22 protein-coding genes are annotated in these 22,688 nt (G+C 41.4%); 5 read left to right on the forward strand and 17 right to left on the reverse strand.

The window, feature by feature from the left end; all coding sequences use genetic code 11:
- Positions 1-127: 127 nt before the first annotated feature.
- From MHI35_RS16975 to MHI35_RS17030, 12 genes are all read right to left on the reverse strand, one after another.
- Positions 128-631: a hypothetical protein gene (locus MHI35_RS16975; protein ID WP_335349722.1), complete on the reverse strand. Its 504-nt coding sequence runs from the start codon at positions 629-631 to the stop codon at positions 128-130.
- Positions 610-1,224, reverse strand: a complete 615-nt coding sequence (locus MHI35_RS16980) for an ATP-binding cassette domain-containing protein (RefSeq protein WP_335349721.1) — start codon at positions 1,222-1,224, stop codon at positions 610-612. The genes MHI35_RS16975 and MHI35_RS16980 overlap by 22 nt, the downstream gene beginning before the upstream one ends.
- Before the next feature lie 30 nt (positions 1,225-1,254).
- Positions 1,255-1,785 (reverse strand): stage II sporulation protein M, encoded by a 531-nt coding sequence (locus tag MHI35_RS16985; RefSeq protein WP_144520337.1) that lies wholly within the window; start codon positions 1,783-1,785, stop codon positions 1,255-1,257.
- A 13-nt stretch (positions 1,786-1,798) separates the two neighbouring features.
- Entirely contained in the window at positions 1,799-2,245 is a 447-nt protein-coding gene (locus MHI35_RS16990; protein WP_335349720.1) for a hypothetical protein, read from the reverse strand.
- A gap of 695 nt (positions 2,246-2,940) precedes the next feature.
- Positions 2,941-3,120, reverse strand: coding sequence for a hypothetical protein (locus MHI35_RS16995; protein WP_335349719.1), 180 nt, complete (start codon positions 3,118-3,120; stop codon positions 2,941-2,943).
- Positions 3,121-3,270: 150 nt separating this feature from the next.
- Complete coding sequence (locus MHI35_RS17000) at positions 3,271-3,561, reverse strand: uberolysin/carnocyclin family circular bacteriocin (protein WP_025093875.1); 291 nt, start codon at positions 3,559-3,561, stop codon at positions 3,271-3,273.
- Between the two features lie 1,058 nt (positions 3,562-4,619).
- Positions 4,620-4,811, reverse strand: coding sequence for a hypothetical protein (locus MHI35_RS17005; RefSeq protein ID WP_088003344.1), 192 nt, complete (start codon positions 4,809-4,811; stop codon positions 4,620-4,622).
- Positions 4,812-5,118: 307 nt separating this feature from the next.
- Positions 5,119-6,261: an acyl-CoA dehydrogenase gene (locus MHI35_RS17010; protein ID WP_088003341.1), complete on the reverse strand. Its 1,143-nt coding sequence runs from the start codon at positions 6,259-6,261 to the stop codon at positions 5,119-5,121.
- 16 nt (positions 6,262-6,277) lie between these two features.
- Positions 6,278-7,390 (reverse strand): acyl-CoA dehydrogenase family protein, encoded by a 1,113-nt coding sequence (locus MHI35_RS17015; RefSeq protein ID WP_144520325.1) that lies wholly within the window; start codon positions 7,388-7,390, stop codon positions 6,278-6,280.
- A gap of 11 nt (positions 7,391-7,401) precedes the next feature.
- A complete protein-coding gene (locus MHI35_RS17020) occupies positions 7,402-8,265 on the reverse strand; it encodes a 3-hydroxybutyryl-CoA dehydrogenase (protein WP_144520322.1) in 864 nt (287 codons plus the stop codon).
- A gap of 19 nt (positions 8,266-8,284) precedes the next feature.
- Positions 8,285-9,460 carry an acetyl-CoA C-acetyltransferase gene (locus tag MHI35_RS17025; protein WP_211062622.1) on the reverse strand — a complete coding sequence of 392 codons (1,176 nt, stop codon included), beginning with the start codon at positions 9,458-9,460 and terminating at the stop codon, positions 8,285-8,287.
- 102 nt (positions 9,461-9,562) lie between these two features.
- Entirely contained in the window at positions 9,563-11,674 is a 2,112-nt protein-coding gene (locus MHI35_RS17030; protein WP_144520316.1) for a heterodisulfide reductase-related iron-sulfur binding cluster, read from the reverse strand.
- Between the two features lie 143 nt (positions 11,675-11,817).
- Here MHI35_RS17030 and cls (MHI35_RS17035) point away from each other — a divergent pair, with 143 nt between their 5' ends.
- The 3 genes from cls (MHI35_RS17035) (at position 11,818) to MHI35_RS17045 (ending at position 14,317) form a co-directional block, all read left to right on the forward strand.
- Complete coding sequence (cls, locus tag MHI35_RS17035; RefSeq protein WP_144520313.1) at positions 11,818-13,014, forward strand: cardiolipin synthase; 1,197 nt, start codon at positions 11,818-11,820, stop codon at positions 13,012-13,014.
- A gap of 12 nt (positions 13,015-13,026) precedes the next feature.
- Positions 13,027-13,989 (forward strand): UV DNA damage repair endonuclease UvsE, encoded by a 963-nt coding sequence (uvsE, locus tag MHI35_RS17040; protein WP_335349718.1) that lies wholly within the window; start codon positions 13,027-13,029, stop codon positions 13,987-13,989.
- A 73-nt stretch (positions 13,990-14,062) separates the two neighbouring features.
- Positions 14,063-14,317 (forward strand): hypothetical protein, encoded by a 255-nt coding sequence (locus MHI35_RS17045; RefSeq protein ID WP_003215306.1) that lies wholly within the window; start codon positions 14,063-14,065, stop codon positions 14,315-14,317.
- Positions 14,318-14,344: 27 nt separating this feature from the next.
- Here the strand turns inward: MHI35_RS17045 and MHI35_RS17050 are convergent, their stop codons facing one another.
- The 3 genes from MHI35_RS17050 to cls (MHI35_RS17060) form a co-directional block, all read right to left on the reverse strand.
- Entirely contained in the window at positions 14,345-15,343 is a 999-nt protein-coding gene (locus MHI35_RS17050; protein WP_335349717.1) for a S66 family peptidase, read from the reverse strand.
- Between the two features lie 72 nt (positions 15,344-15,415).
- Positions 15,416-17,131 carry an ABC transporter ATP-binding protein gene (locus MHI35_RS17055; protein ID WP_335349716.1) on the reverse strand — a complete coding sequence of 572 codons (1,716 nt, stop codon included), beginning with the start codon at positions 17,129-17,131 and terminating at the stop codon, positions 15,416-15,418.
- A 105-nt stretch (positions 17,132-17,236) separates the two neighbouring features.
- Positions 17,237-18,739: a cardiolipin synthase gene (cls, locus tag MHI35_RS17060; RefSeq protein ID WP_335349715.1), complete on the reverse strand. Its 1,503-nt coding sequence runs from the start codon at positions 18,737-18,739 to the stop codon at positions 17,237-17,239.
- A 156-nt stretch (positions 18,740-18,895) separates the two neighbouring features.
- On the opposite strand from cls (MHI35_RS17060), the gene MHI35_RS17065 reads away from it, so the two are divergent.
- Together MHI35_RS17065 and MHI35_RS17070 are read left to right on the forward strand one after the other, a co-directional pair.
- The gene (locus MHI35_RS17065; protein WP_335349714.1) at positions 18,896-19,867 is read left to right on the forward strand and encodes a S66 family peptidase; all 972 of its coding nucleotides are present in this window, start codon (positions 18,896-18,898) and stop codon (positions 19,865-19,867) included.
- Between the two features lie 394 nt (positions 19,868-20,261).
- Positions 20,262-20,519 carry a hypothetical protein gene (locus MHI35_RS17070; RefSeq protein ID WP_335349713.1) on the forward strand — a complete coding sequence of 86 codons (258 nt, stop codon included), beginning with the start codon at positions 20,262-20,264 and terminating at the stop codon, positions 20,517-20,519.
- A gap of 70 nt (positions 20,520-20,589) precedes the next feature.
- Here the strand turns inward: MHI35_RS17070 and argS are convergent, their stop codons facing one another.
- The gene (gene argS, locus MHI35_RS17075; protein ID WP_335349712.1) at positions 20,590-22,263 is read right to left on the reverse strand and encodes an arginine--tRNA ligase; all 1,674 of its coding nucleotides are present in this window, start codon (positions 22,261-22,263) and stop codon (positions 20,590-20,592) included.
- A complete protein-coding gene (locus MHI35_RS17080; protein WP_058013446.1) occupies positions 22,260-22,682 on the reverse strand; it encodes a DUF1934 domain-containing protein in 423 nt (140 codons plus the stop codon). Before MHI35_RS17080 ends, argS begins: the two co-directional genes overlap by 4 nt.
- Positions 22,683-22,688 lie beyond the last annotated feature (6 nt).

Genomic DNA, 22,688 nt, shown 5'->3' on the forward strand with positions numbered 1-22,688 from the left:
ACACGTCAACGGGTTCAGTTGACGTGTACCTGTCATGGAAAACATGTATAAACCTTTTTTCTCAAATTCCCTTGAATTCACTTTTATGTGCAAGCTTTGTTTCACTTGAAAGTTCATGTACTATTTATTATAGTACAGCGACTATTTCTTTTCCTAAGGAAATGAAAGCATCTATAATAAATGGTGCCGCAAAGAGAGTCGATGCTTTCCAGTTCGCTTTTTTGTATTGAAAAAAGAACAAGATGAACACTGCTCCTATAAGTGCCGTGAAGAGGTACAGCCATAAGTTTTGTATTTGCAAGATCCCCATACATATTACATTCATAAACATAATGATAATCTTAGGAATTAGAGCATAAAACAAATGACCCTTAACCTCTGGAGCAAAGATGATTAATAGGAATTTTGCGATGAGATACTGAACTAATAGGCTGATGGTGGTTAGAATTGTTGTAATGACAACAATTAGATTCAACATCGTTTCATAGGACATATCTTCTAACAAAGCTCTTAAATCATCTAGTTGCGAAATGTAGCCATTCACCTCAATAGCAAAAGTAACGAAATAGTAATTGGCCATAATAAAAATGACCAATGATATCAATGATGTTATTCTTGGACGTTGTTCCATAATAGCCTCCCATCCCCTATACTCACAATGCTTGAATGATCGTTTAAACGTTTATTTACCATGCTATGGGAAACATATATGATGGTTGAAATTTTTTTAATAGAGAGATTCACTAGCCTCTCAGATAGCATCTCTATACTCTCTGAATCTAGAGATGACATGGTTTCATCAATTAGGATGGTTTCCCAATCCTTTACGAATAATAAAGATAAACCTACCTTCGCTTTCATACCCGTAGATGCTCTGCTATACGAACCATCTAGGTTACCATCGAAAAATTCATTTACTTTCCCCATTTGTTCTTCATTCGGCACAATTTTAAACGTATTCCACAGAATTTCTAGATTTTCTCTAATTGTAAATGGGTGAATACCAATAGGATCCACATTTAAATAAAGAGTCGATTCTTTGTTTGCCTCAATATCTCCAGAGTATCTCTTATCTAAACCAGCGATCATTTTAAGGAGAGTGCTTTTACCTGCACCATTTCTCCCTACTAAATGAAAGAGACCTGTTGGAATTGAAAAATTCACTTTATCTAGTATGATATTGTTTTTGAACTTCTTCGTACATTCTACAAATTCTAATCCCACTTGAATCCCCTTCTCTGTCTTATAGAGTCTTCAATAAAACCATCTATGATTGATCATGATAGAAAATAATAAAGAGTCATACCCTTCAATAAAAGCAGCGATTATTAGGATGACTAACGATAGTAGATAATAAGGAATCATTTTTTTCATGACACCTAAAGCAGCTTTAATTGATTTCGTATAAATGAGAGTGAAAAGTACATACTGGCTTATTCCTTGATAAAACAACATATTTGGAAATTCTAATAACCCATGGGGAATGAGTTTACTTAAAGCTTCTTGTGCTCCTAGCGTTCTAAAACCCATCGTAATGACGAAGGACGAACCTCCAAAATCCATTATTTGAAATAAAGGCGACAACAAGAACCCCAGTAAATACATAGCAAAGTTCGTTAAGTTATGTTGTAGGACTACAGACATAAACTCCTGGCCCGATGTTGGCGGTGCGGCTTCAAATAAATCTTTGTTGACTATATTCCCAAGATAAATCCCTGTACCTATCAGCAAAATACAGTAGATAGAGTAGTACCACAGAAAACATTTCAATCTTTTATGTATCATTTTCCTCCTCTTTTCATGAAGTAATCGTGAAAATTGTAATGCATATGAGCAATAAAATCGGCAAGGACAGCTTCAGTAACTTATGTTCATAATCGTTGATTAATAGTTCTGTTTTTCTGAAATATACGACCCCAATAAAGATGATTAAAGGCAGTGATAACGTATTTTTAAGAATGATTGAGATATCGGACGTGTTTATCATTACTCCGACTATTCCACACACACTGACAAAAATCAGTACAAGACATAGCAAATAAATCGTACTGGATTTAAACCTCTCGTACGGAGACACAATCAAAGAGGATTGCAACGTCTCAATTCTTGCCCTATCAAGCACAACCTCTTCCTTTTTCGACCCTATTAAAATTTCTAAGATCGTAATAAAGTTGATATAGACTAAAATGAGCGCAGGCAGATTTTCTATTTTCGTTAAAAAGGATTGAGCGAAATAAGTAAGCACTGATACTGAGGCGCCTATTAAAATGATTAATATTTTATTACTAGTGATATAAGACAAAAATAAATACAGAATATTTCCAGATCTATATTGCTTATTCGCACTTTTAAGGAAGGAAAGCCCAGTTGTCAAAGGTATCCTATGAGAATTACTTATGTACATGTAAATAAGAAAAAATTGTACTATTTGGAGTATCAAAACTGCTTCAACAACGGACGTTATGACATACCAAAATTGCAACAAAAGGAGTATTCTGTTGATGATATTGAATAGACCTGACAATAATTGAGATGCAAAAGAAAGCATCACGACAATAAGTGCTAGTATCATAATGAAATATTGATTTTCTACTAACAAAAAGGTTAAAGCAATGAAACAAGCCAAAAGTAATTGAACTGAGTATCCTTTTTTTATCGTAAAGAATAAATGTTTCAACAACAATTGTTTAGAGACAAAGACCAAGCCAGGCTGCTGTCTTCTATACGGTAATACACAACGATTAATATTAGCTGTAGCTACAATGTATATTGAAATAAAAACAAAGCTGTTTAGGTAAGTGCCGGGAATCTCACCCCGATAGAAAATCAACGCTCCCATTACAATGAAAGAAAAAAGAACCATCCCAATATAATTGAGGTAACCCATTATACTTTGATCATATATTTTAAATAGTTTATTAGTTTTATGCATAAGTCATTTTAAAAAGCAGCTGCTTTGGCTTTCCCTTGTTTTTTATGTACAACCATAATTGCAGCGGCAGCCACAGTACTAACACATAGATTGGCTGCTATGAAAGAACCATTTCCAACGACTAAAGATGCCATGGTCACTGCAAATAACAATAGTGAGAATGAGCCAAATTTATTTGCTTTTATCATAAAATTTCCTCCTAATTAATGTTTTATTACAAGCCGCATGAGCATAAAACGTTAAATTAGTTTTTAAATCAATGTCTATTAAGCGCCATTTCACCTGACTTTTGGAAAAAAAATCATCTCAATTAAAGATTGAGATGATTTTTTTTTAGATTAAAAAGCAGCAGCTTTTGCTTTTCCTTGTTTCTTAAGGATAGCCAAAATAGTAGCAGCTACACCTGAACTAATTGTGCCTACGCCAGTGAAAACACCAACGATTGTAATGACTGTCGCTACTGAGGACCAAGTATCTAAGAAATTCACTACTGTTGCCGCAGTTGCAGTACTAACACCTAAATTTGCTGCAATCAAAGAACCATTACCAATCACTAAAGCTACTAATGTTACCGCAAGAAGTGATAGCGATAATAAAGCATAAAACTTAGAATCTGTTGCTTTCGTCATAATATGACCTCCTTCGATTATTTACTACTTCTTTAGTCTAGCAAGAAGGAAATGACATTTCAATATTTTTTTGGAAAATTTGTAATATTTATTTAATTAACGGTATTTGTAATCAGTTTTTATCAGGATTTACGTTCATTTTCCATTTTTACTGGGCACTTATGTAATAGCATAAAATGCTCTGATTCATTCAAATCTAGTCAGAATTTCTGATAAACACAAAAATTCAATTCGTTTCAAATCTTCAGTGCCTTCTTTTTAGAGGCAGGTAAACTTTCATGATGAATTTTTTTAAGAGATGCTCGTTGTAGTCCTTCAATTATTACTGAAATATTCTTCAACAATTGGAGCTCATCTTCGTTAAAGACAGAGACCAAGTTCAAAAATTAACTGAATCATCATTATGGATGTGAAAAAAGAGTTGATTTTATTTTGAATTCAAGAGAAGTGATGAATGGAATGGGAAGTACAGTTATACACATTGACCCTAAGGAGCGAAGTACTGTATCTGTATGAGAAAGTGATTCATTTTTGGAAAGATATCAATATCTTTATATATCTCAATTCCTATCATAGCTTTTGAAAAATTGTAACATTTAGAAAATGTGATAAACATACTATTTTCTAAAACACAACATAAGTCCCTATGAATCGAAGTCAAAAAAGAAGAAAATGGATTAAATTACCTAGTTAAATTGAATCAATTTCCTCAATTCCAAAAAAATCGAGACACTCATATTGAGTTGTCTCGACTTCGGTTTGATATCAAAATAGATACCCTTTATTCAAATCCTTGAACGTATGATGAAAAATAATGGCTGCTTTTTGCATGAATCCTCTGTATATTCATTTTTCTGTATTTCCTTTAGAAGATTCAGCTATTCGGGCAAAAAAAGAATTGCTTATTTATGTAGGAAGAATCATAACCATCACGTTAGAAATGAGGCTGAACTGTGACATTTCTGCAAAGTTTAAACACATTAGTGAACGAGATGAACTTTTTTATATAATCCTCAAACAGCTTTCATAACGATACACTTTTTTCGTTTATTTTAAAGCTATAATTTCTGAAGTAATGAGATGACTACTGCTATCGTCAATATGATGCCTGCAAACATTAAAACAATTAATTTTCTACGGCTATTTTCTTTTTCATTTTGATCTTTCTTTGAAGACTTTGATAGTTCTGCGGAAACCATGATCCATATCACCAAAGTTACAATCGCTAAGATAGTAGTAGTTGTGGTCATAATAACCTCCCATATTTTTATTTTCTCAATTTTAACATAATGCTCATATAATATGGTTCAATTCTGGAAATCATCTTAAATTCAGGAAAACCCGACTATTACCTTGTATGTGGATTATCGCTATATTATTCTTGAGGTCTAATTCTTTAGTAGGTATATTGCCAATTCACATGTACCAATACTCACTACTTCATCAGTTACAAATCACTCATACGTTAATGTGAATTTTGGATGGTGCTAGTGCAAAAACACTTCATGAACCACACCAAAAAAGACCACCTCACATCAGGTGGTCTTTGCTTTTTTTCTACATATCTAGTAGTTTGCGCGAGATGACTAGGCGCTGGATTTCCTGTGTGCCTTCATAAATTTGGGTGATTTTCGCATCACGCATGTATCGTTCGACTGGGTAATCCTTTGTATACCCGTAGCCGCCGAAGATTTGGACGGCTTCTGTTGTTACCTTCATGGCTGTATCTCCAGCAAAGAGCTTGGACATAGCTGATTCTTTTCCGTACGGGAGCCCTTTCGTTTCGAGCCATGCTGCCTGATAAGTGAGTAGCCTGGAGGCTTCAATTGCGGTTGCCATATCTGCTAGCTTAAACGCGATTCCTTGCTGTTGAATGATTGGTTTGCCGAATTGCTTGCGCTCCTTCGCATAATGGACTGCCGCATCAAGAGCGCCTTGTGCAATCCCAACAGCCTGTGCAGCAATGCCGTTTCTGCCGCCATCGAGGGTCATCATTGCTATTTTAAAGCCTTCTCCTTCTTGTCCGAGCCGGTTCTTTTCATGAATCCGGCAATCTTCAAATCGAATTTCAGTCGTTGGCGATGAGCGAATGCCCAGTTTGCTTTCCTTTTTACCGACCGAGAAGCCCGGTGTCTCTTTTTCTACAATAAAGGCTGTCGTATTTCGAGATGCAGCTTCTTGGTCTGTCACAGCAAACACAATATAATAATCCGCAATGCCCCCATTTGTAATAAAGATTTTCGCACCGTTCAGGACGTATTCACTGCCTGCCTTTACTGCCGTCGTCCTCATTCCGCCGGCATCCGAACCCGAACCGCTCTCAGTGAGTGCATATGCCCCTACCTTCTGTCCTTCTGCAAGCGGCTTTAAATAGGTCTCTTTTTGTTCATCTGTTCCAAAAGTATAGATGGGCCACGAGGCGAGAGAGGTGTGGGCGGAGAGGGTAACGCCTGTAGAGGCGCACACTCTTGAAAGCTCCTCCACCGCGATGACGTAGGCTAAATAATCACTACCGATCCCGCCAACCTCTTCCGGCCAAGGAATCCCCGTTAAACCGAGCTCTGCCATTTGCCGAAAAATAGCTGGATCATACGTTTCTGTCTCATCTCGCTCTGCTGCTGTTGGCTCTACTTCATTTTTCGCAAAATCCCTCACCATTTTTTGAATCATTTCATGTTCATCACTTAATTGAAACTGCATCATGAGCCACCTCGTTTCATATTAGCTGTTTACAAATGACCAGCCTTTGAATTTCACTTGTTCCTTCATAGATTTCACAAACTTTCGCATCACGAAAGTAACGTTGTGCTTGATAGCGATTCGTATAACCGTCCATGCCGAGTAAATGGATCGCTTCTGTACTGATCTCAACCGCCGTTTTTGACGCAAATAGCTTTGCCATGGATGCTTCCTTTGTCACCGGACGATTTGCCTCTTTATAAGCAGCCGCTTGATAGACTAATAGCTTGGCAGCTTCAAGCTTCGCCGCCAAATCTCCTAGCCGAATGGTCGTTTCTAGACCTGCTGGGTGCTGCTTTAAATACGCTACTGCTTCCGTTAAAGCCGCTTCAGCTATCCCAAGGCTTTGACCCGCGATACCGATTCTTCCCGCATTTAAACTAGACATGGCTATGTGAAAGCCCTCTCCTTCTGCACCGAGCAGTTGCTGTTTTGGAATCCGCACACCATCAAAATGAAGCGTGACCGTTTTTGATCCATGCAGTCCCATCTTTTTCTCATCTTTTCCGATCGTAAATCCTGGTGTACCTTTCTCGACAATGAATGCCGATATATTTTTTTTCGTAGAAGCGGGATCTGTCACAGCAAAGACAAGATACAGCTCTGCTTCCCCGCCGCTTGTGATAAACATTTTTGTACCATTTAACACATAATGGTCTTCTGTCCGCTCTGCCCTTAACTGAATACTAGAGGCATCTGAGCCTGCCTTCGGTTCAGTCAGGCAAAATGCGCCTAGTTTCTGCCCGGATGCAAGCAGCGGAACATAGAATTCTTTTTGTTCATTCGTTCCAAAAGCCAAAATAGGCATCGTCACAACAGATGTATGGACGGACACAATGACACCGATGGTCGCACTCACTTTGGATAATTCATGAATGGCGATGATATATGTTGTAAAATCTGCTCCTAAGCCTTGATAACAAGATGGTATTGGAATCCCTAGAAAGCCTTGTCGTCCCATTTCAGCTAAAAGTGTCCTTGGGAACTGACCTTGTTCCATGACTTCCACTTCCGGGAATACACGTTGTCTTGCAAATTCTGCTGCCTGTTCTCTCCAGAGTCGCTGTTGATCCGTAAGCAAAACATCCATTTTGACTCCCCCTATGAGTGGTCGTGGTATGTGTAAAAACCTCTCTTTGTCTTTTTGCCCAGCCAGCCTGCATTCACGTATTTTTTCAAAAGAGGACAAGGTCGATACTTGCTATCCCCAAGTCCCTCATGAAGGGTATTCATAATAAATAAACATGTATCTAGTCCGATGAAATCAGCGAGACGAAGCGGCCCCATTGGGTGATTCATTCCAAGTGTCATAACACCGTCAATGCTTTCTGCATCTGCCACGCCTTCATAAAGGGTGTAGATGGCTTCATTGATCATTGGCATCAATATACGATTTGATACAAACCCTGGGAAGTCTTCCACTTCAATTGGGGTTTTGTTTAATGTCTTTGCTGTTTCACAAACGAGTTGATACGTGTCATCACTCGTTTGCAGCGCTCGAATGACCTCAATGAGTTTCATGACAGGGACAGGATTCATAAAGTGCATGCCAATCACTTGCTCCGGTCTTCCTGTAACAGCTGCTAATTCTGTGATCGACAAGGAAGATGTGTTTGTTGCAAATATCGTCTTCGCCTCTGCAAATTGATCAAGGGTTTCAAAGATTTGTTTTTTCACACTCATTTGTTCAGATGCAGCTTCAATCACTAAATGAGCCTGCTGCACGTCCTTTAAATCTGTGGATACGGCAAGTCGTTGCGTAATATCTCGGACTGCCTGATGGGCTAGTTTTCCTTTTTCTGCTCGTTTCGTCAGTTGTTTGGTCATGGAGGAAATGGCCCGATGAATCTGCTTTTCAGATGCATCATGTAGCAGGACTGTGTAGCCAGACTGTGCAAAGACTTGGGCAATGCCTGATCCCATTTGTCCAGCTCCAACGACCATGACGGTTTCTTCTGTACTCATGACGATGAACGCCTCCCTTTTAATCTACCTTTATCATGATGGCATCTCCTTGACCGCCTCCACTGCAAATCGCCGCAATGCCAATACCGCCACCTCTTTGTTTTAATGCATGAATCAAGGTCAATATGATGCGTGTTCCGCTTGCCCCAATAGGGTGACCTAGTGCAACTGCACCACCGTTGATATTCATTTTCCGCCGGTCCAGCCCGGTTATTTTTTCACATGCCAGCGCCACGGCCGAGAATGCCTCATTGATTTCAAATAGATCAATATCCTCTAGACGCTTCCCTGTTTTCTGTAAAATCTTCTCGATAGCAAAGGCTGGTGTTTTCGGAAAATCCTTTGCGTCTACGGCTACCTGCGCATGACCAAGCACGACTGCCAATGGCTTGACGTCATGCTGCTTTGCATATGTGTCTTTCATTAAAAGAAGCGCACTTGCGCCATCATTGACACCTGGTGCATTTCCAGCGGTAATGGTACCCGTTTGATCAAAAACAGGCATGAGCTTTGACAGCCGTTCATATGACGTATCACGCCGCGGGGATTCATCTTCTGTGATCAGCCGCTCTCCCGTTTTCGTCTTGACGGTGACGGGGGTGATTTCATGTTCAAAAAAGCCGTTTTTCTGCGCTTCGATCGCCCGTTCATGACTTCTTAACGCCCAAAGGTCTTGCTCCTCCCGCGTGATACCAAGCTCCTTCGCAGCCATGCTCCCATACTCACCCATATGAACGCCTGTAAACGAACAGGTTAATCCATCTAAAATCATCGCATCTTGTACCGCACCATCTCCCATTTTGTAGCCCCATCGCGCTTTTTTTAGCAAATAAGGGGCGTGTGACATGGATTCCATACCGCCCGCTACGATGACCTCCGCATCTCCAGCTCGGATGATTTGGTCTGCTGTGCTCACACTGCGCATACCTGATGCACAGACTTTATTGATGGTTTGCGTCGGAACGGACCACGGAAGATCAGCATGCCTTGCTGCTTGCCTTGAAGGAATCTGACCTTGTCCTCCCTGCAAAACACTTCCCATGATGACCTCATCCACATGATGTGAACCTGGCACTCTTTCCAGCGCAGCCTTGATTGCCACTCCGCCTAGTTCTGCGGCAGTCAACCCGATGAAAGCACCGCCTAGTTTTCCAAATGGTGTTCTTGCTCCAGATACAATGACCGTCTGACTCATGTATGTCCCCTCCCATTTGTTACCGCTTACATATTATCTAATCAGCTGATGTACAGCGCCATGTATAAGCCGATGAACATTCTATTCATCGGCCTGTTTTGTTTACGAAACCTGCTTTTCAGCCTCGCCAAACACTGATTTTTCAAGAAGTTCAGCGACGTCAAATGTACCTACCTGCTCTTCTACTTCCTTCGCTTTCGTCCCATCTCCCAGCATCGTTAAGCAGTAAGGACATCCTGAACTGATGATGGACGGCTGCACCTGTAACGCCTGCTCCGTTCGGGCAGTGTTAATTCTGGTACCTGTCTCTTCTTCCATCCACATTAAGCCCCCGCCTGCACCGCAGCACATACCAGTTTCACGATGACGCTCCATTTCTCTCAGCGTCACTCCAGGGATGGCTTTTAAAATGTCTCTCGGCGGATCATACACTTCGTTATATCTGCCTAGGTAGCAAGAGTCGTGGAAGGTAATGACCTCGTTTACTTCATGTACAGGCGTTAGTTTCCCTTCTTTCACTAGCTCTGCCAGTAACTCTGTATGGTGGTACACTTCTGCCTCAAGTCCGAAGTCTGGATATTCATTTTTAAATAAATTGTAGGCGTGAGGATCAATCGTGACGATCTTTGTAACACCGTTTTTCTGGAATTCTTCAATGTTTTTCGCAGCAAGCTCTTGGAATAAAAATTCGTTTCCAAGCCTTCTTGGTGTATCGCCAGAGTTTTTCTCCTTATTGCCTAGGATGGCAAAGGAGACGCCTGCTTCGTTGAGAAGCTTTGCAAAGGCAAGCGCAATTTTTTGGCTTCGATTGTCGTATGCCCCCATTGAACCAACCCAGAATAAATAATCAAAGGTTTGGTCTGCTTTTTTCAGCTCTTTTACTGTCGGCACGTACACATCTTCTCTCAGTTCACGCCAATTTTCTCTTTCTTTCCGGTTCAATCCCCATGGGTTCCCTTGGCGCTCTATACTTGTCATCGCACGCTGTGCATCTGCATCCATTTTCCCTTCCGTCAGCACAAGATATCTGCGCATATCAATAATTTTGTCGACGTGCTCATTCATGACAGGGCATTGATCTTCACAGTTTCGGCACGTCGTACATGCCCAAATTTCTTCCTCTGTAATGACCTCACCAATAAGAGAAGGATGATACATCGAGCTGGCAGCCGATTCCTCTGCACCTGCTCCTCTTGCCTGAAGCGCCAGCTGATTTCCTGTTGTCTGCCTGAAGGCAAGTTGCGGTACCCAAGGCGTCTTCGAAGTAATGGCCGCCCCTTTATTGGTTAAATGATCTCTTAACCTTAAAATCAAATCCATTGGAGAGAGCATTTTCCCTGTACCTGTTGCTGGGCACATATTCGTGCAGCGCCCGCATTCCACACAAGCGTAAAGGTCGATCAGCTGAGACTGACGGAAGTCTTCAATTTTTCCCACACCGAAGGTCTCTTGTGTCTCATCTTCAAAATCAATTTTTTGCAGCTTACCTGGCGGGTCTAATCTGCTGGCAAATACGTTTACCGGTCCTGCAATGAGGTGAGCATGCTTTGACTGCGGGACATACACTAAGAATGTCAGCAAAATCAGAAGATGCACCCACCATGCAACATAAAAAACGACTGTTGCCGCAAGAGGTGAAATACCGCCCAGCAAGAACGCAATACTGGATGCGATTGGCTCAGTTGGTGATAGAGAGTGTCCATGCCAGATGATATTCATCCCGTTCCCAAGTAAAACGGTCAGCATCAAGCCGCCAATAAATAAAAGCACTAGACCTGATTTAAAGCCACGCTTTAAACGGACAAGCTTTTCCACATACCTTCTATGGAAAGCCCAAACAACGGCTACTAAAATGAGAAGTGTGACCACCTCTTGGAAAAAGGTAAAGACACCGTAAAGCGGACCTAAAGGGAGTCCGCTATCTGGAACGAGTCCCTTCATAATAAAATCAAGGGCTCCGAACTGCACAAGGATAAATCCGTAGAAAAACAGCACATGAATGATGCCGCTCTTCTTGTCCTTTAACAGCTTCTTTTGCCCAAATACATTGACCCAAACACGCTCTAAGCGCTTTTTCATGTCTTGTTGAAACTCTTCTTTTTTGCCAAGACGAATGTACGCTGCTCGTGTTCGAATGAGATAAATAAACAAATACACAGCGTAAGCGGTCACCGCCGCAAATGCGATCATGTTCATGATTAAAAGGCTATTCATCTTGCTCCCCCTTTCATTCCCCAAAACCCACTTTGTTCCGTTTCCATGTTGTACCTCTATCATAAATAATGAATGATTATTCAGTCAATATTTTTTACGCGTTTGGGTACACTATTGAAATATGCAAAAAAGGAGGAAGCTTCATGATCGCATTGATCATCCTACTCGTACTCATTGTCATCGTATGTCTCATATTGTTAGACCTTTATATGGGAAAGAAATATTTTTCTACCCGCGCTTTTGAACGATCTTTTGAACAAACAAGCGGTGATGCCGTCTTTTATCATGATGGTGAGCCACTTTTTGATCAGCTGCTCACCGATATACAGCACGCCTCTTCTTCTATTCATATGATGTTCTTTATTGTAAAGAACGACAAGATTGGTCAAAGGGTGTTACAAGCCTTGAAAACAAAAGCGAAACAAGGGGTTTCCGTCTTTTTACTGACCGATCGATTAGGGTCCTATCCGTTTGATCAAAAGTCCATTGACATGCTGGAGAAAAGCGGCATCCAATTTTACTTTTTAAATAAGCCTCGTTTCCCTTTTTTGATTTATCGGTTAAACATGAGAAATCATCGTAAAATCACGGTGATTGATGGAAAGATTGGCTATATTGGCGGGTTTAATGTTGGTGATGAATATGTTGGGAAAAAGGGTCGGTTTGGCATATGGAAGGATTATCATCTGCGCATGACAGGGCAAGTTGTCGCAGATCTCCAGCATGTGTTTTTGAATGATTTATACCGGACATCTGGCATTCACCAGCTGCAATATGAGGTTTTTCCTACTTTGGAACAGGGAACACTACAATGCACAACACGCGCGACTGCTGGTTTCTCTTTAGAAGCTTTGTTTCTCAAAGATATTCAGCAGGCGAGGAAACAGATCATCATCTGTACACCTTACTTTATTCCATCTGCTCCTCTACTGAATGCACTTCTTGATGCACGAAAACGAGGCGTCACGGTTGAAATCATCATCCCAATGAAAGCAGATCATCCACTTGTTAAAGAGGCTGGATTTCATTATTTGAAGGATCTCATTGCCTCTGGCTGCCTTGTTTATCGTTTTTATAAAGGGTTTTATCATGCGAAAGCCATTCTAATAGATCAGAGACGATGTATGATTAGTACGGCAAATTTTGATAAACGCAGTTTGTTTTTAAACGAGGAAGTTGACGTCGCTATTGATGATGTTGACTTTACTGCACACGTAGAGGAAAAAATTCGCGAGCACATAGAAGTGTCTGAGCTTATGACAGAAGAGAAATTGGCACAGCGTCCACTTTTGTCACGTCCGCTGGAATGGGCTGCCGCTATGTTTTCTTATTTTTTATAAAGGAGATGACCTATGCGTTATCGATTTGGTTATGTATCCAATGCCGTCACCTTGTGGGAGGCTTCTCCTGCCAAGTCGCTGACCTTTGCAAGATACAGCAAGCTCTCAAAGGAAGAGGGAAAAGAGGCTTTATTACGAACAACAAAGGCCAATCTCGTGAATACATTAAGAACGCTTTATTTTGCCATTGCTCATGATATCCCGCTTTACCGTTTTTCGAGTTCGATCGTTCCGCTTGCGACCCATCCTGAAGTACGCTGGGACTTTGTGACACCTTTTCAAAAGGAGTTTCTTGAAATAGGCGAGTTGGTAAAACGGCACGGGCTTCGTGTGAGCTTTCACCCCAATCAATTCACCTTGTTTACTAGCCCAAAGCCTTCAATCACAGAAAATGCCGTGATCGACATGACGTACCATTATCAAATGCTTGAGGCGATGAAGCTCGAAAAGGAAGGCTATATGAACATTCATGTAGGCGGCGCATACGGTGATAAAGACTCAGCGCTTCAACGTTTTGATGAAAATATCAAACAGCTTCCGGCGCATATCAAGGCGAGGATGACGCTTGAGAATGATGACAAAACGTATACGTCGTTAGAAACGCTTGGTGTCTGTGAAAAGCATGGTATTCCCTTTGTTTTTGATTACCATCATCACGTGGCCAATAAAGATGACAATGCCGCGCTTGATGACATCGTGCCAAGAATGTTCGACACTTGGACGAGGACTGGCATTCCGCCTAAAATTCATTTATCCTCACCCAAATCAGAAAAAGCCATACGTAGTCATGCAGATGGTGTAGATATGTCCTTTGTCTTACCGCTTTTTCATGCATTAAAACCGTATGGGCGTGATGTAGATTTTATGATTGAGGCGAAATTAAAGGATCAAGCCTTGCTCCGACTGGTCGAAGAGCTGTCTGCAATAAGAGGCAACAAGCGAGTGGGCGGAGGAATTATTGAGTGGAAATCATAGAGAAAGGTTTATCTCTGTGCAAACAGGGGTAACAAAGCTATTGTGAGAAAGTAATCAACAGGAGGATATGAAGATGTCTCAGATCTATTCAATCCAAATCGCTGCGAAAGCACTGAATTTACATAAGCTTATTTCTCTTTATGAAAAATGCCATCAAGCTCAACATCGTCTATATGTGTATTCTAAGAAAACAATGTGTAACATCAAAAATATCGTAGAGCTTGAAACCTTCAGGCTCACTCATTTAGAATCTGACTACTTAATTGTCGTAGAGGGAAAAAAAGCACAAGACCTCTTGCAGCCATTTGAAAAAGAGAAGGTTTCATAAAAAAAGAGCAGCTGCTGGCTGCTCTTTTTAGATCCACTCTTTCGTCAACCACACTTTTTTTGAAGCTGCATCCATTTTCACTTGTGCCCCTATTGGCATCGTAAGCATCGGGTGCGTATGGGCACAGTCAAAATCTGCGATGAGCGGTTTTTTTGTCTCTCCTAGCACCTCAAGTAACATTTCGTAAGGTTCTTTGCCTGTTCCCTCATCATCAAACAGCTCATGTTTCCCCAATAGAATCCCTGATACCCGCTCAAACACACCATTTACCTTCAATAAAGAGAAGTTTTTTTCTACAACCGAAGCGGTTTTCATGCAATCTTCAATGAGGAGAATGTCTCCTGTTTGGATTGCTGGCATGAACTCACTGCCCCATATGCCGTACATTGCATTGAGGTTTCCGCCGATCAACCTGCCTTCTGCTTGTCCTTCTATGACGCACAGCCAATCGTTCGGGCGCTGCTTTTTATCACGCGTTTTTTCTTCCCAATTGATTCGTTCATCCGTCCAAAAAGGTGGTTTTTTGATTTGATAAGGAATAGTTTGTGGCTGCATGAGGATGTCTTCGAACGACTGATATGTATACGTGACGAACGGTTCAAATTCCCCAAAAGATGGGACAAGCGCTGGTCCGTAGAATACAGGCAGCCCCGTTTTTTCATAGGCAGCCAAAAGAATCGCTGTCGCATCTGAATAACCGATCATGATTTTCGGATGTGGCTTCAGCAGCTCAAAATCTAGATAAGGCAGCAAACTATTTGAATTTGTCCCGCCAATCATTGACATGACGCACGCCAAGTCCTCTCGAGCCATTAGCTCATTCAATTCACCTGCTCGTTCTTGAATTGTACCTGAACGGTAGTGATCTTCTTTCCCTGTTAATGATCCTGGTACCACAATGAATCCTTTTTGCTCAAGCCACTTCTTCGCCCGCTCATACCTAAGAGGCGAGGTCGCTGATGCAGGACTTGAAGGTGAAAAAATACCGATCTTGTCGCCTTTTTGTAATCGCCGAAGGCCCTTCATTCCATCAGATCCTTCCTTCAAAAGTTTTTTCTATCCTAACAAAAAAAGCCCTTTATCAAAAGGGATTTTTCTTTAATGACCAAACTGCGCTTCGTGCAGTCTGCTGTATACGCCGCCCATTTGAATTAAATCTTGGTGGCGGCCTTGTTCTTCAATGCCTTCCTCTGTCACGACGATGATACGGTCGGCGTGTTTAATTGTTGCTAGGCGGTGGGCGATGACGAGTGTTGTCCTGCCGACGGCTAGTTCACTCAGCGCGTCCTGTATGGCTTTTTCTGTTTCTGTATCCAGTGCTGATGTGGCTTCATCTAAGATGAGTATAGAAGGGTTTTTCAGAAACATCCGTGCAATGGACAAGCGCTGCTTTTGACCGCCTGACAGTTTGACGCCGCGCTCACCTATCACCGTATTCAACCCTTCTGGGAAACGCTGGACAAGTTCCTCTAAATGCGCACGCCTGACAGCCTCCCAAATCTCTGCATCGCTGGCTTCTAGATTGCCGTACGCAATGTTTTCACGAATGGTGCCTGAGAATAAAAAGACATCCTGCTGCACAATACCGATCTGCTGCCTTAAAGAAGACAACGTCATCGATTTTGTACTTATACCGTCTATTGTGATCTCCCCTTCATCCACATCATAAAAACGAGGCAGCAGGCTGCAAATCGTTGATTTCCCCGCTCCTGAAGGTCCGACAAACGCAACGGTTTCTCCTTGTTTGATCTTCAAATCGATATTCTTTAACACATGACTGTGTTCATCGTAGCCAAATGTTACGTTTCGATATTCAATTTCACCTTTCAATCCGAATACATCACGTGCTCCCTCTGTATCCTTCACATCCGGTTCTGTTTCTAGCAAATCGACATAGCTTTTAAAGCCGGCAATGCCTTTTGGATACATTTCAATGACCGTGTTGATTTTATCAATCGGTCTAAATAAAACATTCGTAATCAAAACAAATGCGATAAAGCCACCTGCCGTTAATTGACCTTGCAGGACAAACCATGTACCTGCGAGAAGGACAAACAGTGTCACAAGACGTGTCAAAATATAGCTGATCGATCCGTTGACTGACATAATTTTATAGGAAAGAAGTTTCGCTTTCCGAAAACGGTTGTTGTTTTCAGCAAAACGCTTTTTCTCGAAATGTTCATTGGCAAAGGCTTGAACAAGTCGAATGCCCCCGATATTGTTTTCAACCCTTGCATGAAAGTCTCCAATGTCGTTGTTGAGCTGTGTAATCGCCTTCGTCATCTTTTTATTAAAATGAAGGGCGAGCCAAATGATGACAGGCATGATCAGAAAGGTTAAAATGGCCAGCTGCCAATTAATCATCAGCATGACTGCAAAGGCACCAAGAATCGTCATAATGGCTATAAACAAATCTTCAGGACCATGATGCGCCACCTCTCCAATGTACATGAGGTCGTTTGTCATCCGTGACATGAGCTTACCCGTTTTGTTGTTGTCAAAGAATTTAAAGGATAGGCGCTGAAAGTGATCAAACAGCTTTTTCCTCATATCTGTTTCAATATTAATGCCAAGCATATGCCCCCAATACGACACAATAAATTGCATAACCGAGCTGAGGGCATAAATGACAAACAGGGCAAGGGCCGTCCAGACAATGATTGTCCAGTTCCCTGTTGGTAACAATGTATCAATGAAGTAGTTCACGATAAGCGGGAAACCTAGTTCCATCAATCCAACGGCGACAGCGCAAAAGAAATCTAAAAAGAACAGACCTCGATAGGGCCTGTAATAGGCGAAAAATCGTTTTAGCATATGTAAAAGAACCTCATTCCCTCTATAATTGATAATCATTTTCAATTATAGAGGAATCCTCTTCAAAATACTAGATGAGGAAATGATTTCTTCGACTGGAAAACCTCATAGCACACCAGAAAACAACCGAGCAAATGATTCCTTTAAACGCTCTTTTAAGCCTCTTTTATAAAAATGAACTGGTCCCATTTGCTCACATTCTTTCATATCTTCTTCATAATGGGCCATCAGCTGCTCAATGGGCTTTTTCGCGGCCGTAAAGACATTGACCTCAAAATTGAGCTGAAAGCTTCTCATATCCACATTTGCGGTACCGACAGAGGCAAGTTCTCCATCTGCGATCATCACTTTTTGATGCATGAAGCCTTTTTGATAGTGATACACCTTGATACCCTCTTTTAGGAGCTCAGAAAAATAGGACCTTGTGGCGTATTGTGTGAGAAAGCCGTCATTGATCTCCGGAACCATCACGCGGACATCCACTCCTCTTGTCGCAGCAATTTTCAATGCCGTACGAATGGATTCATTTGGGACAAAATAAGGTGTCGCAATCCAGACAAATTGTTTCGCATTTGAGATGAGTGCATCATATAAATCACTCATACTTTCTTTCATATCAGGTCCAGTTGGTACAACCTGAATGACATCCTCCCCCGTCACAGGATGCGGCGTATGATACTTCGGATCGTCAATTAATACTTCATCTGATACATACTCCCAGTCGAGCATAAAAACAGAGTGAAGGGTTTGGACAGCCTCGCCCTTTAACATCGTATGCGTATCACGCCAAAAACCGATGTTTTCATCACGTCCGACATATTCTTTTCCGACATTTAACCCGCCGACAAATCCAGTTTTCCCATCAATGATCACAATTTTTCGGTGATTACGGAAGTTGAATTTTTGATTAAAGAAACCATATTTTAAAGGCAGAAAAGGAGCAACCTTGACTCCCGCCTGCTTCAAGCGTTTAATATCTTTTCGGGAGAAGCGAATGCTGCCAGCCGCATCATAGATGAAGCGAACCTCTACCCCTTCTTTTACTTTTTCTATCAGAATCTCCATCATCCGGTGTCCAAGGAAATCTGATTTGAACATGTAGTATTCTATATGGATGAACGATTTTGCCTTTTTTAACTCTTCAAAAATACGGGGAAACGTCTCCTCCCCATTTTTTAAAATGTCCATATCACTATTTGTGTTCACATGCATGCCTGTTGCCTTTTCTGTGTAATGAAAAAAAGTCCGCTGATTTTCGGTTAAACTTGATTCATCCGGCTTGCTTTCAAGCTCAGATATTCTGCGTAGTTTTTCACGGTTGTACATTCTCTTTGATTTGAATAAATGACCTTTCACATAGAGCTGTCCCGAGAACAAATAAAACATATAACCAATGATCGGGAAAAAGATGAGCACATACATCCATAAGAGTGTGTGCTGTGATGTACGGTTCTCTAGCATGAGTGAGATGATACTAAATAAAATAATGGCGATATAAATCGCTACGTACAGCTGAACACTCCACGCTGGAACCTGCCACCAATACACCACATAAGCCCCGAATATCATAAAATATAAAAATAAAAATTCCAGTCGTCTTTTTTTCACATTCTCCGCCCTCATTCGTTTCTGTCTTTTCTCTTCCATACCCTTTGCACAGCCTGTATGAAACGCACGACCTACGCCTTTCTTCTAGCTTTTACAGACTTGGGTCATTTGATCCGATATAATGGATAAATATGTGATGGAAAGGAAGATTTGTTTATGCATACACCCCCTCCTTTAAGAAAAGGCAGTCATCTTCGTGTCATTGCTCCAAGCCGAAGTGCCAGCATTTTAACAGAAGAAGGAATCGCTCAAGCAAAAAAACGTTTAGAGGCTTTAGGTTTCACTGTCTCTTTTGGACAGCACGTGTTTGAATGTGATCTTCATTCCTCATCATCTATTGAACACCGTTTATCTGATCTGCATGAGGCGTTCACAGATGATGAGGTCGACGGTATTTTGACCGCCATTGGTGGCTTCAATTGCAATGAACTTTTGCCTTACATTGATTACGACTTGATCCGACAGCATCCTAAAGTTCTTTGCGGCTACAGTGATATTACCGCACTCGCAAGCGCTATTACTGCCAAATGTAAGATGGTGACATACTCTGGGCCCCATTTCTCCAGCTTTCAAATGAAGCAGGGACAAGAAGAACAGACCGCTATGTTTCAAGCCTGCTTAATGAATAGTGGTGAGTCTTTTGATGTGACCCCTTCGACAAAATGGAGTGATGATGCGTGGTATCTTGATCAAGTGAACAGACAATTTCACCCGACAAAATGGGGAATCTATCAGGAAGGAACAGCCGAAGGCACCTTGTATGGAGGGAACCTTTGTACACTGAACTTACTGCAAGGGACAACGTTTATGCCTCAAATCAAGGATGCCATCTTATTTGTGGAGGATGATGAGTTAGTCTTCCCTGAAATGTTCGCCAGAGACCTCACTTCCCTCTTGCAGCATGCAGAATCCATTAAAGGATTGATCATCGGACGCTTTCAAAAGAAATCCAACATGACAGAAGAACATTTGAAGTTCATTTTAGATAAACACCCGATGCTTAAACACATTCCCGTGATCTACGATGTCGATATCGGACATACGCAGCCGGTTTTCACCTTACCGATTGGCGGAAACGTTCAGCTAACGTGTGAAAATGGAGACGTGAAGCTGCGCATTCATTCATAGCTAATAAAGACAAAAAGCACCCGAATATGTGGTGCTTTTTTCTATGCCACCAGTTTTTTTAAAATTTATTTTAGAAAAAGTGATCCAACCCTTCATCCCCTTCGTTAAGTAAATGTAAAAAGAAAAGAGAGGAGGCAAAAAAACATGTTCTCTGATGTCCTTAGCCAATTATTCGATTCTATCTCTAACATTATTAATACACTTGGATAATCCCATTAACGCACACATACTACATGCTTGCTGAAGGGAGGATACAAACTATGTTTTCTGATGTACTTAGCCAATTATTTGATTCTATTTCTAATATTATTAATACGCTTGGATAATGTTCAACATCCGCTGTCTCTAGTAGATAGCGGGTGTTTTTTATTTAACAGATTCTGAATCTCTTTGTATGATTGGATTAAGTTTCACTTCAAAAACTCTCACCCTTTCTGAAGAGGAATTAGATGATAAGGTCATCCACGTATTGGACTCATTATGGGAAGAGTATAAATTGTTTAACTATCAGATTATCAAGACAGAGCCCACAATATCCATTGGCATCGATACTTCAAAAGATATGGCAGGTTTGCATTCTGCATTAGAAAAGCAACTTCCTAAACAAGCATTAGAGGATTACGAAATTGAGATTCTCCAGAGACATAAGTGATCTAACAGCTGAACGATGAAAAATACAAATGAAAAACCCACTCTTTTTTCAGAGTGGGTTTTTCGTATAATTACATCTTTTCCGGAGCCGATACACCAATTAGTTTTAATGCATTCGCCAGCGTAATTTGTGTTGCTTTCATGAGTGAAAGACGTGCTGTTGTTTTTGTTTCATTTTCTACATCAATGACCTTTTCGGCATTGTAGAAGCTGTGAAGAGCTGATGCAAGGTCATAAATATAGTTCGTCACACGGTGCGGAATACGCTTTTCAGCTGCTTCTGCTACCACTTCTGGGAAGCTGCCAATGATTTTAAGAAGATCGTATTCTTTTTCCGATTGAATGTGAGAGAAATCTGCTTTTTCAAGATTTGGCTCGTAGCCTTTTTCTTCACCTTGACGCAGCATGCTGCAAATTCTCGCATGGGCATATTGTGCGTAGTACACAGGGTTTTCGTTAGACGTAGAAATCGCTAAGTCTAGGTCAAAGTCCATATGGGTCGCCGCACTTCTCATCGCGAAGAAATAACGAGTGGCATCTAAGCCCACTTCTTCAATCAGGTCACGCATGGTGACGGCTTTCCCAGTACGCTTACTCATCTTCATCTTTTCACCGTTTTTGTATAGGTGAACAAGCTGAATGATTTCTACTTCAAGCTTGCCAGCAGGATATCCAAGTGCTTGAATCGCCGCTTTCATTCGAGGGATATAGCCGTGATGGTCCGCTCCCCAAATGTTAATGAGCTGATCAAAGCCTCTGTCCAATTTGTCTTTATGATATGCGATATCTGGAAGCAAGTAAGTGAAGCTGCCGTCATTTTTAATGAGCACGCGGTCCTTGTCGTCGCCAAAATCAGTTGAACGCAGCCACGTTGCGCCATCTTCTTCAAAGACATAGCCTTTAGCGCGGAGTGCTTCCAGCGCGAGTTCGATTTTTCCGTTTTCATATAAAGAGGTTTCTGAATACCATACATCAAATGGGACACGGAAATTCTCAAGGTCTACACGTAATTTCTCTAATTCGTATTTCAAGCCGTATTCACGGAAGAACATCATACGCTCTTCTTCTGACTCATGCACAAAACGGTCACCAAATTCATCTGCCAGCTTTTGCCCGATGCCTTTGATGTCTTCTCCTCTATAGCCGTCTTCAGGCATTTCTTTTTCAAGACCGAGCGCTTCAAAGTAACGTACCTCTACAGATAAAGCGAGGTTATTGATCTGATTGCCTGCATCGTTGATATAGTATTCACGGCTCACGTCGAACCCTGCTTTATCAAGGATGTTGCAAAGAGAATCACCTACAGCTGCTCCACGGGCATGTCCAAGGTGTAGGTCACCTGTTGGGTTGGCTGAGACGAATTCAACTTGTACTTTTTGGCCGCCGCCTGTATTTGTTTCACCATATGCCTCTTTTGCTTCAAGGACAGCTGGGATCAGCTTTGTTAAATACTGATTGTTCATATAAAAGTTAATGAATCCTGGACCTGCGATATCCAGTTTTTCAATAGATGCTTTCCCTTTATCAAACGCTTTGACAATGTCCTCTGCAATTTGGCGAGGTGCTTTTTTCGCAATGCGGGCAAGCTGCATTGCCATGTTGGTGGAGTAATCACCGTGAGTTTTGTCTTTCGGCACTTCTAAAAGGACATCTGGTACCTGGCTTTCATCAGCAAGTCCTGCTTTGACGACTGCCGCGATAATTTCTTCTTTTAACGCATCTTTGACCTGTTCTGCGATATTCATGAACGTAAATCCTCCTTATATGAAATCGATAATGTATGTAAATGCTTTTGGTCTTCCCCTGTCAGCATATCGTACGTAATGTGCAGCAGTCCCTTGTCCACATCCAGATCAATGCCATGTGTGTGTACATCAAGCTGTAGTGTACCGAATGGCATCGTGTAATGTGTAATGGTCGTTTCTCCGATGAGAAAACGCTGCTTCATTTGAATGGCCCCTGATCTCATGACAAAAATTTCTTTTTCACTCATTTTCACAACGGTTTTTACTTGACCCATTTCATGTTCTTCATGGTAAGTGAGATACGTTTTGTCATTCTTTTCTTGATACGTTCCAGTCGTGCGGAATTCGATCGTTTCAGCCGGCTCCGTCTCTGGTTTCATCACTGACTTTACATGAATTGAAATTTGGTTTTGTGTCATTTTGCA

It is taken from the genome of Bacillus sp. FSL K6-3459 (assembly GCF_038003305.1).
GTDB classification, from domain to species: domain Bacteria; phylum Bacillota; class Bacilli; order Bacillales; family Bacillaceae; genus Bacillus; species Bacillus pumilus_O.

Excerpts from the sequence above, each read along its gene's own strand:
- MHI35_RS16975 (WP_335349722.1), bottom strand. The coding sequence starts at position 631 with ATGGAACAACGTCCAAGAATAACATCATTGATATCATTGGTCATTTTT.
- MHI35_RS16985 (WP_144520337.1), bottom strand. The coding sequence starts at position 1,785 with ATGATACATAAAAGATTGAAATGTTTTCTGTGGTACTACTCTATCTAC.
- MHI35_RS16995 (WP_335349719.1), bottom strand. The coding sequence starts at position 3,120 with ATGATAAAAGCAAATAAATTTGGCTCATTCTCACTATTGTTATTTGCA.
- MHI35_RS17000 (WP_025093875.1), bottom strand. The coding sequence starts at position 3,561 with ATGACGAAAGCAACAGATTCTAAGTTTTATGCTTTATTATCGCTATCA.
- MHI35_RS17005 (WP_088003344.1), bottom strand. The coding sequence starts at position 4,811 with ATGACCACAACTACTACTATCTTAGCGATTGTAACTTTGGTGATATGG.
- MHI35_RS17010 (WP_088003341.1), bottom strand. The coding sequence starts at position 6,261 with ATGCAGTTTCAATTAAGTGATGAACATGAAATGATTCAAAAAATGGTG.
- MHI35_RS17015 (WP_144520325.1), bottom strand. The coding sequence starts at position 7,390 with ATGGATGTTTTGCTTACGGATCAACAGCGACTCTGGAGAGAACAGGCA.
- MHI35_RS17020 (WP_144520322.1), bottom strand. The coding sequence starts at position 8,265 with ATGAGTACAGAAGAAACCGTCATGGTCGTTGGAGCTGGACAAATGGGA.
- MHI35_RS17025 (WP_211062622.1), bottom strand. The coding sequence starts at position 9,460 with ATGAGTCAGACGGTCATTGTATCTGGAGCAAGAACACCATTTGGAAAA.
- MHI35_RS17030 (WP_144520316.1), bottom strand. The coding sequence starts at position 11,674 with ATGAATAGCCTTTTAATCATGAACATGATCGCATTTGCGGCGGTGACC.
- cls (WP_144520313.1), top strand. The coding sequence starts at position 11,818 with ATGATCGCATTGATCATCCTACTCGTACTCATTGTCATCGTATGTCTC.
- uvsE (WP_335349718.1), top strand. The coding sequence starts at position 13,027 with ATGCGTTATCGATTTGGTTATGTATCCAATGCCGTCACCTTGTGGGAG.
- MHI35_RS17045 (WP_003215306.1), top strand. The coding sequence starts at position 14,063 with ATGTCTCAGATCTATTCAATCCAAATCGCTGCGAAAGCACTGAATTTA.
- MHI35_RS17050 (WP_335349717.1), bottom strand. The coding sequence starts at position 15,343 with ATGAAGGGCCTTCGGCGATTACAAAAAGGCGACAAGATCGGTATTTTT.
- MHI35_RS17055 (WP_335349716.1), bottom strand. The coding sequence starts at position 17,131 with ATGCTAAAACGATTTTTCGCCTATTACAGGCCCTATCGAGGTCTGTTC.
- MHI35_RS17065 (WP_335349714.1), top strand. The coding sequence starts at position 18,896 with ATGCATACACCCCCTCCTTTAAGAAAAGGCAGTCATCTTCGTGTCATT.
- MHI35_RS17070 (WP_335349713.1), top strand. The coding sequence starts at position 20,262 with ATGATTGGATTAAGTTTCACTTCAAAAACTCTCACCCTTTCTGAAGAG.
- argS (WP_335349712.1), bottom strand. The coding sequence starts at position 22,263 with ATGAATATCGCAGAACAGGTCAAAGATGCGTTAAAAGAAGAAATTATC.
- MHI35_RS17080 (WP_058013446.1), bottom strand. The coding sequence starts at position 22,682 with ATGACACAAAACCAAATTTCAATTCATGTAAAGTCAGTGATGAAACCA.